General features: G+C 65.1%; 17 protein-coding genes. 9 read left to right on the forward strand and 8 right to left on the reverse strand.

Features of this window, described 5'->3' with window-relative positions; all coding sequences use genetic code 11:
• Positions 1-82: 82 nt before the first annotated feature.
• Positions 83-520, forward strand: coding sequence for an Hsp20/alpha crystallin family protein (locus NO362_RS04775; protein ID WP_256546316.1), 438 nt, complete (start codon positions 83-85; stop codon positions 518-520).
• 260 nt (positions 521-780) lie between these two features.
• Positions 781-1,818 (forward strand): hypothetical protein, encoded by a 1,038-nt coding sequence (locus tag NO362_RS04780; RefSeq protein WP_256546317.1) that lies wholly within the window; start codon positions 781-783, stop codon positions 1,816-1,818.
• Between the two features lie 45 nt (positions 1,819-1,863).
• Here the strand turns inward: NO362_RS04780 and NO362_RS04785 are convergent, their stop codons facing one another.
• A complete protein-coding gene (locus tag NO362_RS04785; protein WP_256546318.1) occupies positions 1,864-2,283 on the reverse strand; it encodes a UPF0146 family protein in 420 nt (139 codons plus the stop codon).
• 39 nt (positions 2,284-2,322) lie between these two features.
• Here NO362_RS04785 and NO362_RS04790 point away from each other — a divergent pair, with 39 nt between their 5' ends.
• The 3 genes from NO362_RS04790 (at position 2,323) to NO362_RS04800 (ending at position 4,643) form a co-directional block, all read left to right on the forward strand.
• Positions 2,323-2,844 (forward strand): archaemetzincin family Zn-dependent metalloprotease, encoded by a 522-nt coding sequence (locus tag NO362_RS04790; RefSeq protein ID WP_121569058.1) that lies wholly within the window; start codon positions 2,323-2,325, stop codon positions 2,842-2,844.
• Positions 2,845-2,960: 116 nt separating this feature from the next.
• Entirely contained in the window at positions 2,961-3,422 is a 462-nt protein-coding gene (locus tag NO362_RS04795) for a universal stress protein (RefSeq protein ID WP_256546319.1), read from the forward strand.
• Between the two features lie 18 nt (positions 3,423-3,440).
• The gene (locus NO362_RS04800) at positions 3,441-4,643 is read left to right on the forward strand and encodes an RNA 3'-terminal phosphate cyclase (protein WP_256546320.1); all 1,203 of its coding nucleotides are present in this window, start codon (positions 3,441-3,443) and stop codon (positions 4,641-4,643) included.
• 22 nt (positions 4,644-4,665) lie between these two features.
• Here NO362_RS04800 and NO362_RS04805 read toward each other — a convergent pair whose 3' ends face one another.
• Positions 4,666-6,495 carry a ribosome biogenesis/translation initiation ATPase RLI gene (locus NO362_RS04805; protein ID WP_121569055.1) on the reverse strand — a complete coding sequence of 610 codons (1,830 nt, stop codon included), beginning with the start codon at positions 6,493-6,495 and terminating at the stop codon, positions 4,666-4,668.
• A gap of 3 nt (positions 6,496-6,498) precedes the next feature.
• Positions 6,499-6,813 (reverse strand): EMC6-like membrane protein, encoded by a 315-nt coding sequence (locus tag NO362_RS04810; RefSeq protein ID WP_121569054.1) that lies wholly within the window; start codon positions 6,811-6,813, stop codon positions 6,499-6,501.
• Positions 6,814-7,080: 267 nt separating this feature from the next.
• Here NO362_RS04810 and NO362_RS04815 point away from each other — a divergent pair, with 267 nt between their 5' ends.
• A complete protein-coding gene (locus tag NO362_RS04815) occupies positions 7,081-7,671 on the forward strand; it encodes a 50S ribosomal protein L15e (protein WP_121569053.1) in 591 nt (196 codons plus the stop codon).
• A gap of 452 nt (positions 7,672-8,123) precedes the next feature.
• Here NO362_RS04815 and NO362_RS04820 read toward each other — a convergent pair whose 3' ends face one another.
• From NO362_RS04820 to NO362_RS04840, 5 genes are all read right to left on the reverse strand, one after another.
• The gene (locus NO362_RS04820) at positions 8,124-8,519 is read right to left on the reverse strand and encodes a rhodanese-like domain-containing protein (protein ID WP_256546321.1); all 396 of its coding nucleotides are present in this window, start codon (positions 8,517-8,519) and stop codon (positions 8,124-8,126) included.
• A 143-nt stretch (positions 8,520-8,662) separates the two neighbouring features.
• Positions 8,663-9,322, reverse strand: a complete 660-nt coding sequence (locus tag NO362_RS04825; protein ID WP_256546322.1) for a PIN domain-containing protein — start codon at positions 9,320-9,322, stop codon at positions 8,663-8,665.
• A gap of 87 nt (positions 9,323-9,409) precedes the next feature.
• A complete protein-coding gene (locus NO362_RS04830) occupies positions 9,410-10,009 on the reverse strand; it encodes a DsrE/DsrF/DrsH-like family protein (protein ID WP_121569050.1) in 600 nt (199 codons plus the stop codon).
• A gap of 2 nt (positions 10,010-10,011) precedes the next feature.
• Positions 10,012-10,395 (reverse strand): DsrE family protein, encoded by a 384-nt coding sequence (locus tag NO362_RS04835; protein ID WP_256546323.1) that lies wholly within the window; start codon positions 10,393-10,395, stop codon positions 10,012-10,014.
• 5 nt (positions 10,396-10,400) lie between these two features.
• Positions 10,401-10,646 carry a sulfurtransferase TusA family protein gene (locus tag NO362_RS04840; RefSeq protein WP_121569048.1) on the reverse strand — a complete coding sequence of 82 codons (246 nt, stop codon included), beginning with the start codon at positions 10,644-10,646 and terminating at the stop codon, positions 10,401-10,403.
• Between the two features lie 291 nt (positions 10,647-10,937).
• On the opposite strand from NO362_RS04840, the gene NO362_RS04845 reads away from it, so the two are divergent.
• Genes NO362_RS04845 through NO362_RS04855 form a run of 3 tightly spaced genes read left to right on the forward strand, consistent with a single transcriptional unit; the run spans position 10,938 to position 13,146 of the window.
• Positions 10,938-12,131 (forward strand): MBL fold metallo-hydrolase, encoded by a 1,194-nt coding sequence (locus NO362_RS04845; RefSeq protein WP_256546324.1) that lies wholly within the window; start codon positions 10,938-10,940, stop codon positions 12,129-12,131.
• A gap of 41 nt (positions 12,132-12,172) precedes the next feature.
• Complete coding sequence (locus NO362_RS04850; protein ID WP_256546325.1) at positions 12,173-12,730, forward strand: YeeE/YedE family protein; 558 nt, start codon at positions 12,173-12,175, stop codon at positions 12,728-12,730.
• Entirely contained in the window at positions 12,727-13,146 is a 420-nt protein-coding gene (locus NO362_RS04855) for a YeeE/YedE family protein (RefSeq protein WP_256546326.1), read from the forward strand. Before NO362_RS04850 ends, NO362_RS04855 begins: the two co-directional genes overlap by 4 nt.
• Positions 13,147-13,412: the final 266 nt, after the last annotated feature.

Raw genomic sequence — 13,412 nt, forward strand, 5'->3', positions numbered from 1 at the left:
CCCTCGCGTGCGATCTGCGCTCACGCGTCCTGTCTCATTTATTATCTCTCCCGTTCATCTGTAGGATGGTGAATACACAATGATGAAGCGTTCCCCCAATTTCGACGACTTCGAGTTCGACGACGTCTTCGCCCGAATGTCCCGACAGCTCGAAGAGATGAGCCGCCAGTTCGACGAGACCCGACGATTCGGGCGTGAGATGGCCGCTGATCTCCGCGAGGGGTCGGAGTCGTTCGTCGCTATCATCGACCTTCCAGGGTTCGAGAGAGAGCACCTCGACCTCTCGGTGACCGACGAGCTGTTGACAATCGAAGCCACTCGCGAAGAATCGACCGCGACGGACGACGAGCACTACGTCCAGCGCGAACGGCGGTCTGACTCGGTGCAGCGCTCGATCCGCCTGCCCGCGGCCGTCCGCGCCGAAGACGCGTCGGCGACGTACAACAACGGCGTCCTCACCGTGACGCTCCCGAAGCGGAACATCGAGGACGAAGACGCACACCACATCGACGTGGAGTAGGTCGCGGATCGTTCTCGATCCGAACCGATTTTGCGAAATCGAGAAACAGGGTGAGCACTCGCGGAATTCGGCCGCCTATCCGTGTATGGGCGACCTCCGTTTCATATGGGCGAAACTCGTTTCAGTGCACGACCACATCCTCCCGAATGCTACCGAGTTCGTGATCCTTCGCGGAGCTCCGACTCCCGAAACCCGTCTCCGACAGGCGAGATAGGGCGGTAACCGCGTCCCGATCGGCGACGGAAGCCAGTGATAGCCATATGAAAGACGATACGGACGATCGCTCCACGTCTACGCCGCCCTCCGGCCTGACCCGACGTCAGGTCCTCAAACTGGCGGGAAGCGGCGTTGCCGGGGCTGGAGCGGCCAAGGTCGGCTACGAGTACACCGGGTTCGGCCACCTCACCGGAACCAACCTCACCGAACAGCGCCTCGAACCGGTCGCCCGACGACGCCTCGCCCCGACTTCCTTCACGCTTCGACTGTCGGGCTCCCGGCTGGCGTTCGATGGGGAGACGGTCGAACTGCGCGACGAGACCGGAGCCCGGACGGCCACGGTTTCGGTCACCGACGCCGGGGAAGATCCCACCCGCCTCGCGGAGCCGCTGTCTGGACTCGTAGCCGATCTCAGAGCCGTCGAGCGCGGTGATATCGCGTTCGAGTTTGTGGGTGTCGACGCGTTCTTCGACCGACTCGCGGACGCCACGCCCCGTCCGCTCACCGTCGCTGCGCTTCGAGGCGGTCGGTACCGCCGACCGTCACCCGAGACGGTCCGACGGTTCGCCGGCGTCGGCCCCCGCGATCCGGCGGCACTCGTCGACGGGCTCGCGGAGGGGTTCGGCGAGCGGACGCACTTCGATTACGCCCGCTACGTAGCCGGAACCGTGCAGCGATACCTCCTCCTCGGGGCGGTACCGCTCAAGCGGCACGTCCACGAGCCGACCCACCTCGACGCACTCCTCGACGGTTCCTCGGGTATGTACTGCTACGAGTACGCGCTTCGGTCGATCGAAGCCTTTCAGGCAGTCCCTCCGCATCGGCAGTCGATCCCTGTCTTCGGTGCGATCGTTCGCGACGATCGCCACGACCACGCATACACGGGGCTCGCGAGCGTCGTCCGCGGAGACGGAAACGTGCGTGTGCTGATGACCTTCGTCGACTATTTCTACTCGACGCTGTTCGACAACTTCCGTCTGGAGTGGGCCTTCGGCGACGGCATCGACGCCTACGACGGCCACCACCACGCGACGAGCATCCACTACCGGAATCCGTACCGTCGGAGCCCGTCGCGCCGCTGACGCTGCGTCCCGTTCGCCGCGGATAATCGCGACGGCCCGGGAAAGTCACAACCGCCACGGGCCCCCGCGGGCGACGTACAGCGTCTCGCCGCCGGCCAGCGACTCGGTGTCGCACGGAACCGTCGGTTCGTCGAACCCGAGCGTGGTAAAGAGAAAGTCGGCGCCGACGGCTCGGGCGACGTCCCAGGTCGGACGGTGGAGTTCCGGCGGGAGGTTCAGCCCGTAGAGGAGGTCGACCTGGTAGTGCTCGCCGGGCTCGTCGCGCTCGCTGGCGTCGACGACGTCGTCGCGGACGAACTCGACAGACGCCGGAACGTCGACGTCGGTGATGTCTGTGGCAGTCACCGACACCCCGGCGTCCGCCAGCGCGGCGGCGACCTCCGGACGGCGGCCAACTCCGATTTCGGTCGCCGACCCGTACGGCGAAAACCGGGCGACGAGAGCGGCGTTACGGTGCGTTTCCACGGCGGGATATTTATCAATCCACCCCGCTTAAGCCCTTCTATGCTCGTCGACATCGTGCCGATCGGGGACCTCTCCGCGCAAGTCAAGCGTGAGGCGTCGGCGGCGCTCCGAGGGGTCTACGACTGCGACGTCACGGTTCAGGAGGAACAGTCGATTCCCGACGGCGCGTTCGACCGCAGCCGGAATCAGTACCGCGCCGAGCAGTTCATCGAACTGGCGAGTCGGGTCGGGACGGGCGAGAAGAACATCGGGATCACCTCACAGGACCTCTACTACCGGCGGCGGAACTACGTCTTCGGACTCGCCTACCTGAACGGCAACGGCTCGGTGATTTCGACACACCGGCTCCAGACTTCTTCTGACGGCGGCATCACCTCTAAACCCCAATCAGAGGTCTTCGCCGACCGCGTCCGCAAGGAAGTCGTCCACGAGATCGGGCACACGCTCGGTCTCGAACACTGCGACAACAGCAAGTGCGTGATGTCGTTTTCGCCCACCGTTCGCGAGGTCGACGTCAAAGAGGAGAACCTCTGTGGCACCTGCAGTCAACTGCTGTACTGACTCGCCGAGCACCTCCTCGTTTCGCCACGCTTTCTCTTCGTCGTCCGTGCCGTGATTGTCCGACCGCTGCAGTACTGCAAACTACTAAACGGGCTCCGAACGTACTGTTAGCGACGATGCAGTACCTTGTCGCCGTCGATGGCTCCGAGTCGAGTACCGAAGCGCTCGAATACGCGATCGATCTCGCGACGCGCGCGGACGCGTCGTTGCTCGTCGCGTACGCCGTCGAACCGCGCGTCCTCGTCGAAGAAAACGACGAGGAAGCGCCGACGAACGCCGAGGTCGGCCAGCGAATCTACACCGAAGACCTGGAAGTCGCCGAGGAGCGCGGCGAAGAGGTCCTCGACGACGCCCGTGAACGTGCCGAGCGGGCCGGCGTACCCGTCGAGACGACGCTGCTCTACGGCGATCCCGTCGATACCGTCGACGAGTACGCCATCGAGGAGGCCGTCGACGGGATCGTCGTCGGCCACCGCGGCCTCTCCGACCGCGTCGAGGGGATGGTCGGCAGCGTCGCGAAAGGGCTCGTCGAACACGCGACCGTCCCCGTGACGGTCGTGAAGGGTTACGAGGCGTAACGCCCGGCGGGATCGTCGATGCTCGAACTAGAGGGCACGGAGGGCGGCGGCCAACTCGTCCGCACGGCGCTGACGCTTTCGGTCCTCGACGGGCGCCCGTTTCGGATGGCGGACGTCCGCGGCAACCGACCGAACCCCGGACTGAAACGGCAGCACCTCGCCTGCGTGGACCTGCTCGCGGACGTCGCCGACGCGGAGGTGTCGGGTGCGGAAGTCGGCTCGGAGACGCTGACGTTCGAGCCCGGCAACGGTGACAGCGACGGTCCGCTCGCGGACCCCGGAGCCGAGGGGACCGCCGAGCCACGCGAGTTCGCCGTCGACGTCGGCACCGCCGGCAGCGTCACGCTCGTCGCCGACACGCTCCTCCCGCTCGCGGCCTCCCTCGATCACCCGATCCAGGCCACGCTCGTCGGCGGCACCGACGTCAAGTGGTCGCCGCCGGCCGACTACCTCAGACACGTCAAACTCCCGCTCCTCCGCGAGTGCGGCCTCGACGCCAGCGTGACGGTGAACCGACGCGGCTTCTATCCCGCCGGCGGCGGGGAACTCGTCGTCGATATCCGCCCGTCTACGCTGTCCGAAATTGTGCTTCCAGCGCGGCGCAGTGGGGCCGACGCGCCGGAACCGTCTGGCGATATGTCGGACTCGACTCGTACTGTGCTGGATCCGACGCCCGACCGCTACTCGGTTCGTGCGGTCGCATCCGAGGCCCTCGAAGACGCGGAGGTCGCAGACCGGATGGCCGAAACTGCCGTTTCGGAACTGGAGACGTTGGGAATCGGCGGTGACGCGGCCTCGGGAAGCACTGTGAGCGCGAACGCGACGTACGTCGAGTCGTACTCGCCGGGGGCCGTGACCACCATCGACGCCGAGTTCGGCGCAGAGACGGGCAGCGGGAGCGAGGCGCCGTCGGAGGACCCGACACCGCTCCGCCCGCGGGCAGGGTTCGGCGCGTACGGCGAGCGCGGCGTCCCTTCCGAGGAAGTCGCACAGGCGGCCGTCGAGCAGGTCGCGGCGTGGCGAGAGACCGACGCGCCGGTCGACCCGCACCTCGGCGACCAGCTCGTGGTGTGGCTCGCGCTCGCTGGCGGGAGCGTGCGGATTCCGCGCGTCACCGATCACGTCGAGACGAACGTCGCCCTCGTCGAAGCCTTCGGCTACGACGTGTCGATTCGGAAGGCGTCGGGCGGCTCGGAAGCGACGGTGTCGGCGTCGCGGTGAACTCGAACGCTTCGCGGTCGGCTCAGGGCGCGTAGTAGTACTCGCCCTGCTTCTTCTGCTTGCTGTCGAGCTGGGACCCCGGCTTGTTGATGCGGGGGCGCTGGGTCCGCTCGTCGCGGCGGAACGTGATGTCGAGATCCGAGAGGAAGTCGTTCATCCCCTCGCGCATCTCCTGGGGCGTGGCGGCGTGGCCGTACTCGGAGGGCTCGCCGTCGAAGACCATCAGGCGGTCCGCCAGCAGATCGATCATATAGATGTCGTGGTCGATGACGAGCACCGTCTCGTCGTGGTTCTCGGCGTAGCGACGGATGGCGGTCGTCGCCTGCACGCGCTGTTCGACGTCCAGGTGGGCGGACGGCTCGTCCATCACGTACAGGTCGGCGTCCTCGGAGAGACACGCCGCGATGGCGACGCGCTGGCGCTCCCCGCCCGAGAGGTCGTCGAGGTTGCGCTCCATAATCCGGTTCAGTTGGAGCGGGTTCGCGACCTCCGTGTTCCAATAGGAGGTCCCGAAGTCGTCGGTGATCGACGAGAGGAACGCGTCGACGCGCATCGGCTGGTCGATCTCGATGTACTGCGGCTTATAGGAGATGTCGAGCCGGAAGTCGAGGTCGCCCTCGTCGGGTTCGAGCGCGCCCGTGAACAGTTTCGCGAGCGTGGACTTCCCGATCCCGTTGGGACCGACGACGCCCAGCACCTCGGACTCGTAGATCGTCCCGGAGTCGACTTCCAGGGAGAACTCGCCCTCGCCGTAGGACTTCGAGAGCGCCGGGTACTCGACCAGCGGCGTCGACTTCGAGGTCTGCCGCGGGGCGTGTTCGTGGAACTCGATCTCGCCGGGTCGGATCCGCATATTCTCGTTGGAGAGATACCCCGTGAGGTACTCGTTGATGCCGTTGCGGACCGATTTCGGATCAGTAATGACACCGAAGGCCCCGGGCTCACCGTAGGCGACGTGCAGCGAGTCCGCGAGCAGGTCCAAGATCGCGAGGTCGTGTTCGACCACGAGTACCGCGCGGTCCTCCTCGTCTGCGAGTTCGCGAATGAGGCGCGCCGCGGTGACGCGCTGGCCGATGTCCAGATACGGAGAGACCTCGTCGAGGAAGTAGAAGTCGCGGTCGCGAGCGAGCGTCGCCGCGAGTGCGACCCGCTGGAGTTCCCCGCCCGAGAGGGTGTCGAGCGGCTGGTCGACGACCGGGCGGATGCCCAGCCGATCGATGTAGTCGTCGAGGGCGCCGCGCTCGTCGGTCGATTCGAGCAGTTCGATCGTCGTGCCGTCGAACTGCTTCGGGAGTTGATCGACGTACTGCGGCTTGCGCGCGATGGTGACGTCGCCGTCCTGCACGCGCTCGATGTAGGTCTGCAGTTCGGTGCCGCGGAAGCGGTCGAGGACGGTCTCCCAACTCGGCTCCTCGTCGTAGGTGCCCAGATTGGGGACCATCTCACCGGCGAGCGCGCGGACGGCGGTCGTCTTCCCGATCCCGTTGGGACCGAGGATGCCCGTTACGGTCCCCGATTCGGGCACTGGGAGGCCGTAGAGCGCGAAGGCGTTCTCGCCGTAGCGGTGGACGGGGTCCTGTTCGAGTTCGGTCGGGAGGTTGATGATCTCGATGGCGTCGAAGGGACACTTCTCGACGCAGATGCCGCAGGTCTCACCGAGACAGACCTCCTCGGAGATCCGGATCTGGTCGGGGTCGCCGTCGTACGGCTCGTCTTCCTCGTAGTACTCCCCGCGCGTGACGATGCACTCCTTGCCGGTGCGGTTCGGTGGGCAGTAGTTCGCACACTCGTAACTGCAGCGGTCGGGTTGGCACCGATCGAGGTCGACGACCGCGATACTGTCGTCCGCCATAGTTTACAGTGCGACGCTCTCTGTCAGTAGCACGCCGAACGTGATGAACCACAGCGTGAACGTCATAAACGCCACGTAGAGGTAGTCTTTGACGCCGAACTCGGAGATGTCGACGCCGACGACGCGCAGGATCGGAAACTGCGCGAGGACGAGCGCTCCGACGATGAGGAGCGACTGCTGGCTCGCCGCGGCGGCGACGTCGGTCCCGACGAACCTGGCGGACGCCAGCGCGGCGGCGACGCCGGCGATGCAGGCGAGCGTGGTGACCGTGACTCCCCGAAGGTGATCGGAAAGTCCGCTCTGCGTTTCCGTAGCCATACCTACGCCTCCGACACCCGGCATCAAAAGCCGTTCGTTCCCGTAACGCGCAGGCGTCTGTCCTCCCGGCACCGCGAAGTCGCTGTCGACGGGTGCACTCCCGAGCGCCGCCCGAGTGTGACCGATTCGAAGTGGTTAAGAGCGCCACGACGGTAGGCTCGACAACTCGCTGGCCGAACGGGACGCCAGCGGGCACCCGAGAGATCGGGACGAAATGTGGGTCGGCGTCGAACGCCGCCCGAATCGAAAGCGCCCGTGGTGAAACCAATGGCACGAAGCTTCTACTCTCACATCAAGGAAGCGTGGAAACAGCCCGGCGACGGCAAGCTCGCCGAGCTGCAGTGGCAGCGAAAGCAGGAGTGGCGCGACCAGGGCGCCATCGTCCGCGTCGACCGACCGACGCGCCTCGACAAGGCCCGCGAACTCGGCTACAAGGCCAAGCAGGGCATCGTCGTCGCGCGCGTCTCCGTCCGCAAGGGCGGCGCTCGCAAGCAGCGCTTCACGGCCGGCCGCCGCAGTAAGCGCCAGGGCGTCAACCGGATCGGTCGCCGCAAGAGCATACAGCGTATCGCCGAAGAGCGCGCCGCGCGGAAGTACCCGAACCTCCGCACGCTCGCTTCCTACTGGGTCGGCGAAGACGGCTCCCAGAAGTGGCACGAAGTGATCCTCGTCGATCCCGAGCACCCCGCGATCGAGAACGACGACGACCTCAACTGGATCTGCAGCGACGACCACAAGGGCCGCGCCTTCCGCGGTCTGACGAACGCCGGACGCGACAACCGCGGTCTCCAGAACCGTGGCAAGGGCACCGAACACACGCGCCCGAGCATCTCCTCGGACCGACGCCGCGGCAAGTAACCGCGCGGTCCGACGCTGCGGTACTCGTCGGCTCCGCGGACGCGCCGACGCGACACGCACAATCCCGAATTTTTACGCCGGACTACCCGCCGAGCAGCGCGTTCTAACCGTCCAACTACGGCAGTTGTCAAACGGGTAGTATCGCTCTTTAGCTCGCTGCACGTCAATGAGAACCACCCACACATTTTTTACTCCCCATTCGCGTCCACGAGAGTATGGACGCTGAATGCCCGAAGTGCCGATCCACCGACATCGAATCAGAAGAGGGCGGTCTGAACGTGTGTCAGAACTGCGGGCTCCGCTGGCAGGCCTCGGAAGCCAGCTAACGCTGCACTAAACGTACTTTCTCGCAGCCGACACGACAAACAGCGGCGCTTCTCCGCTTCGTCCGGTTGAGAAGCGACGGCGACGGTCGATCGAGAACGACGACCGATCGAGAACGACGGCCGAACTCAGAACGGCGCGTCAGACGGCCCCGGTCCTTCTTCGGTCCGGGTAGGCGACACTGCGCCGCCTTCGGAATCACCGCGGCCGTCGGCGATGGGGCCATCCCAGCCCTCGAAGCCACCGTTGAGACTGGCGACGTCGGCGTCGAGGTGTTGATCGAGGAGCATCGCCACCCGCTGAGAGCTCTTGCCGTGGTAACAGGAGACGACGACCTCGTCGACCTGTGCCCACTCGGCGTCGAGCGTCGCCGTCGAGAGCTGGTGGGGCTGGACGTTCACTGCGCCCTCGATGTGGCCGGCGGCGTACGACGACGGATCTCTGATGTCGACGATCGAGAGGGCGTCGTCGTCTGCCTCGTCGAGCCGTTCTTGCAGTTCCGTAGGCGTCGTCGTGGCGACCATACTTTCCCCTCGGCCGCGTCGTGGAAACGCGCTTCGGTCCGAACCGACGAGACGTGGCGGTTCATACTGTCGAACAGAACGATGTGAAAAGTAGCGGCACCCTGTGGGTGCCGACATCATTCACGAACTGCTGTCCGACAGTATCAGGACCGCGGGTCGCGATCGGGCCCCGGGTACTCGCCCCCGACGACCTCCTGATACAGGCTTTCGGCGTCGAACAGCGTCGCGAACGCCCGCGGGTGGCGGGCGCTCACCGATATCCGGCTTCCGAGCGTCGCGCCCGCCTGCGCCGAGAGCAGGCGGTCGTCGTAGGAGAGCAGGTGCATCGCCCCGCCGCGGTAGGCCGTCGCGAGCGCCGGATGATCGCCGGCGGGCTGGCTGACGAGTTCGCACCACTCGGTGACGCGCTCGCGCCAGTCGGCTGCGAGATCGGCCTCGGCGAGGTCGGCGACGACGGCCTCGGCGTCGTCCAAGAGCGGCTCGCTCGCGAGGAGCGTGATCCAGGTATGTTCGCGGAGCGGGTCCAGCGCGCGGCGGGCGTCACCGCCGACGAGGAGGTCCGCCGCGAGGACGTCGGCGTCGGCGACGACGCGAGCGGGACCCGACTCCTCTGGTGGGGTGAGCTCGTTCTCGCCGCTGTTTGCCGTCGCATCGGTCTCCTCGCTAGTCGACGAACCCCCCGCCGTTCCGCCGGTCTCGTCGTCCGAATCAGTCTCGCGGAGTCCCGCGAGCATCTCTCGGATGTCGTCCTCGTCGACGTCGTATCTCGCCGCTCGCTCGAAGAGCGCGCTCCACGGCTGCATACCTACGCGTGTGCCGTCGCGAACAAGAAGTCTGCCGGTTCGGTGGATCGAGTAGCGGCTCGTAAGGCCGGAAAAATCAGTCCCGGGTTAGACGAGTAGCTGGATGTCGGCGTCGGCCATATCCTGAATGGCCGTCGCCGCGCCGACGCCGGTCGTGACGCCGTCGTAGAAGTTGTCCTCGTCGTAGTCCATCAGTTCGATCGTCATCTGGCAGGCCTGGAACTCCACGCCCATATCCAGCGACGTCTCGATGAGTTCCTCGATGGTCGCGGTGTCGTTGTCGTTGATCCGCTTTTCCATCATCGAGGTGGTCACGCGGTCCATACCGGGGAGCGCGCCGACCATATTCGGGACCGGCATATTGGGGTTGCCGACAGAGCTGAGCTTGAGGTTCTTCGAGCGCTCCTTGTGGAGGATGTCGAGTCCCCAGAACGTGTGGAAGACGGTCACGTCGTAGCCGAAGGCCGCCGCCGTGCTGGCGAGGATGAGCGGCGGATACGCCATATCGAGCGTGCCCTTCGTCGCGACGATGGACATCTTCTTGCTGTTCTGGCCCGCTGCGACGTCGGAGAGCTCTTCTTCGAGCTCTTCGACGCGCGCTGCGAGTTCGGCGCGCGAGGGGATTTCTTCGGCTGCGTCGCCGTTCGGTCCGTCTTCAGTCGTGGTGTCTGATGTATCCGTGCTCATAATTAGAAGGTAAACACCTGGTCTGCGTCGTCGACCGCTTCGAGGAAGGTCGCCGCGCCCGCGAACTTGGTGGTGACAGAGTCGTCGATGTTCTCTTGGTCCCACGCGAGCATATCGAGCGTCGACGTACAGGCGACCGTCGTGACCTGCTCGCCGCCGTCGGCGACGAAGGCGTCGAGGAGGTCGTAGGGGTTCGGCATCCCCTCATCGAGGAGGGGCTCGATCTCCGAGACGTCCTTCTCGCCCTCGAGAAGGTGTGTCAGGCCATCGAAGGTGAAGTAGACGAGAACCTCCATATCGGACGCGAGGGCCGTGTGTCCGAGGTTCATCGCCATCGCGAGGCTCTTCGGACTGTCGCTGTCGACGATGATTCCGATCTTGTCCATCGTGCTTACTCCGTCTTGCGGACGTAGTGCTTGTAGACGTCGTCGCCCTCAACCTGGTCGAGCATCTCGACGCCGTCTGTTCCGTCCGCCCAGCCGTCGAGGTCGCTCATACTGCCGGGGTCGGTCGCGAGTACTTCGAGGACCTCACCCTCCGCGAGGTCGTCGATGGCAGACTTCGTCTGCACAACAGGCATTGGGCACGATGCACCTTTCACGTCCAGCGTCTCCGCGATATCGAATTCAACACTCATTGGGTATCCGCTCCGTGATTCGTATTGGAGCTACCGCACAATATCGGTCCGGTGATTAAAAGATTACCGATTCTTGCAAACGTCAGGAACAACTAAGTGTATGAAGCTCAAATACGCGCGTTCGAGCGGACGTTCACGATATCGCTATTGAGCTATTGGAGCACTTTACACAGCGGATTTCCCCGGCAACACCCCGGCCTCGACACGTCTTCTCGGAACGTGTATTGTGCATCAGTTGAACTACTATGCAAATATTTTTGTGTCGCCACCCAGTAAGAGCGACTGTACGATATGAACGCCGACGACCTTCCCACCCCCGACGCAGAGGCTGACGCCGTCTCGCCGACCGACCTGAAAGCACAGATCGACGCCGGCGACGACGTCACCATCCTCGACGTCCGCATGCAGTCCGACTACGACGAATGGCACATCGACGACGACAACGTCACCTCCATCAACCTCCCCTACTTCCAGTTCCTCGACGACGACATCGACGACGACGTTCTCGACCAAATCCCCGACGACGAGGAACTCGTCGTCCTCTGTGCCAAAGGCGGCTCCAGCGAGTTCGTCGCTGGCACTCTCGTCGATCTCGGCTACGACGCCCTCACCCTCGAAGACGGTATGAACGGCTGGGCGAAGATCTACGAGCGCGTCGAAGTCTCCAACTACGACGGCGCGGGCACCCTCTACCAGTACCAGCGCCCCTCCTCGGGCTGCCTGGGCTACCTCCTCGTCGACGGCGATGAAGCCGCCATCGTCGACCCCCTTCGGGCCTTTACCGACCGCTACCTCGACGACGCCGACGAGCTCGGCGTCGACCTGCAGTACGCCTTAGACACCCACATCCACGCGGACCACATCTCGGGCGTCCGCAACCTCGACGACGAAGGCGTCGAGGGCGTCATTCCGGCTGCTGCCGTCGACCGCGGCGTCACCTACGCGGACGAGGTGACGACGGCCGAAGACGGCGACACGTTCCAGGTCGGCGACGCCGAGATCGAGACCGTCTACACGCCCGGGCACACGACCGGAATGACGTCGTACCTCTTAGACGAGAGTCTGCTGGCGACGGGTGACGGCCTGTTCATCGAGAGCGTCGCCCGCCCGGACCTCGAAGAGGGCGACGACGGCGCGCCCGACGCCGCACGGATGCTCTACGAGTCGCTGCAAGAGCGCGTGCTGACGCTGCCCGACGAGACGCTCATCGGCGGCGCACACTTCAGTGATGCCGCAGTACCGGCCGACGATGGCACGTACACGGCACCGATCGGCGACCTGAAAGAGCGGATGGACGCGCTGTCGATGGACGAAGACGCGTTCGTCGAGCTCATCCTCGCAGATATGCCGCCGCGGCCGGCGAACTACGAGGACATCATCGCGACGAACCTCGGGCAGAACGTGGCCGACGACGAGGAAGCCTTCTCGCTGGAACTCGGCCCCAACAACTGCGCCGCCAGCCAGGAATCGCTCGCTGACGACTGAGACAGACGACCCTAAATCAATACGACTCTAAAATATACGAAATGGTAACAGATCCACTTCCACTACAGATGGCCGCCGAGCTGTTCCCGAACGGGATCAGCCGCTACGCCGTCGGGGGATTCCTCGTCGGCCTCGGCGTGGTCGTCATCTACATCGGCACCGGCATCCCGGCCGGCGCGAGTACGTTCCTCGAGTCGACGCTGTCGTACTTCTCGGGCCAATCGCGGTTCCAGCAGTACGTCTCCTCGCGGAACTGGCGCGTCGTCTTCACGCTGGGCATCATCCTCGGCGCGCTGGCATTCGCCGCGACAGTCCAGTCCGGGCTCATCTCGACATCGCTCTACGAGCCCGGATCGACCGGGACACTGTACGAATTCGCCGGCATCACGCTCTGGACGACAGATGTCCAGCCGTGGCGGCTGTTCGTCGGCGGGATCTTCGTCGGGATCGGGACGCGAATCGGTAAGGGCTGTACGTCGGGTCACGGCGTCTGTGGCGTCGGCTCGGCGTCGAAGACGTCACTCGCCGGCGTGGGAACGTTCCTCCTCGTCGCGATCATAACGGCGCAGGTCGTCGCTGCGCTGGGGGTGAGCCCATGAGCGACCGTCATCCGCTGTTCATCCCGCTGATCCTCGTCGGCGGGCTGATCTTCGGGTTCGGGCTCGGGTTCAGTCATATGGCGCGGCCGGAAGTCGTGCTGAACTTCCTCCAGTTCGACGACCTCGGACTGCCGTTCGTGATGTTCGGCGCGGCGATCGTCTCCGGGATCGCCTTCTGGGCGCTGCCCCGGATCCGCGACAGCGCGCCGCTCACCGGGAGCCGGTACGAGCGCCGGCTGAAGCCGTTCGACAAGAACGTCTTGATCGGCGGCGCGGTCTTCGGCGTCGGCTGGGGACTGTCCGGTATCTGCCCGGGCGCGGCCTACGCCAGCCTCGGCGTCGGTAACGTCACGATCCTCTGGGCGCTCGCCGGGATGTTCATCGGTGCGTACATCCAGGGCTACGCGCGCAGCTAAGACGCGCTGTTCTTCCGCGTTCGCGTCCGCTTCGGCCCCGAAGTCGCGTCGAAACTGCCGTTCTACGATCCGAGATCCAGCGGAGCGAGTACGACGACTCTGTCGCCGCATTCGGGCGTCAGACGCCACAAGTCTGCCTGTCGTCTGACGCGGTTTTAAGTGTGGTACGAAAGAGCACACGGTTGGGCGCGCACTGACGGCCAAATCAGTTCCCATCCTCCCACCGCGCGCCCAACACGCGGACGTTGCACCCCGGTACACGGCGT

Source organism: Halobellus inordinatus (genome assembly GCF_024498335.1).
Taxonomy (GTDB): Archaea; Halobacteriota; Halobacteria; order Halobacteriales; family Haloferacaceae; genus Haloquadratum; species Haloquadratum inordinatus.

Excerpts from the sequence above, each read along its gene's own strand:
- NO362_RS04810 (WP_121569054.1), bottom strand. The coding sequence starts at position 6,813 with ATGGCTACGGAAACGCAGAGCGGACTTTCCGATCACCTTCGGGGAGTC.
- NO362_RS04815 (WP_121569053.1), top strand. The coding sequence starts at position 7,081 with ATGGCACGAAGCTTCTACTCTCACATCAAGGAAGCGTGGAAACAGCCC.
- NO362_RS04850 (WP_256546325.1), top strand. The coding sequence starts at position 12,173 with ATGGTAACAGATCCACTTCCACTACAGATGGCCGCCGAGCTGTTCCCG.
- NO362_RS04805 (WP_121569055.1), bottom strand. The coding sequence starts at position 6,495 with ATGGCGGACGACAGTATCGCGGTCGTCGACCTCGATCGGTGCCAACCC.
- NO362_RS04820 (WP_256546321.1), bottom strand. The coding sequence starts at position 8,519 with ATGGTCGCCACGACGACGCCTACGGAACTGCAAGAACGGCTCGACGAG.
- NO362_RS04825 (WP_256546322.1), bottom strand. The coding sequence starts at position 9,322 with ATGCAGCCGTGGAGCGCGCTCTTCGAGCGAGCGGCGAGATACGACGTC.
- NO362_RS04830 (WP_121569050.1), bottom strand. The coding sequence starts at position 10,009 with ATGAGCACGGATACATCAGACACCACGACTGAAGACGGACCGAACGGC.
- NO362_RS04855 (WP_256546326.1), top strand. The coding sequence starts at position 12,727 with ATGAGCGACCGTCATCCGCTGTTCATCCCGCTGATCCTCGTCGGCGGG.
- NO362_RS04840 (WP_121569048.1), bottom strand. The coding sequence starts at position 10,646 with ATGAGTGTTGAATTCGATATCGCGGAGACGCTGGACGTGAAAGGTGCA.
- NO362_RS04775 (WP_256546316.1), top strand. The coding sequence starts at position 83 with ATGAAGCGTTCCCCCAATTTCGACGACTTCGAGTTCGACGACGTCTTC.
- NO362_RS04845 (WP_256546324.1), top strand. The coding sequence starts at position 10,938 with ATGAACGCCGACGACCTTCCCACCCCCGACGCAGAGGCTGACGCCGTC.
- NO362_RS04780 (WP_256546317.1), top strand. The coding sequence starts at position 781 with ATGAAAGACGATACGGACGATCGCTCCACGTCTACGCCGCCCTCCGGC.
- NO362_RS04835 (WP_256546323.1), bottom strand. The coding sequence starts at position 10,395 with ATGGACAAGATCGGAATCATCGTCGACAGCGACAGTCCGAAGAGCCTC.
- NO362_RS04800 (WP_256546320.1), top strand. The coding sequence starts at position 3,441 with ATGCTCGAACTAGAGGGCACGGAGGGCGGCGGCCAACTCGTCCGCACG.
- NO362_RS04790 (WP_121569058.1), top strand. The coding sequence starts at position 2,323 with ATGCTCGTCGACATCGTGCCGATCGGGGACCTCTCCGCGCAAGTCAAG.
- NO362_RS04795 (WP_256546319.1), top strand. The coding sequence starts at position 2,961 with ATGCAGTACCTTGTCGCCGTCGATGGCTCCGAGTCGAGTACCGAAGCG.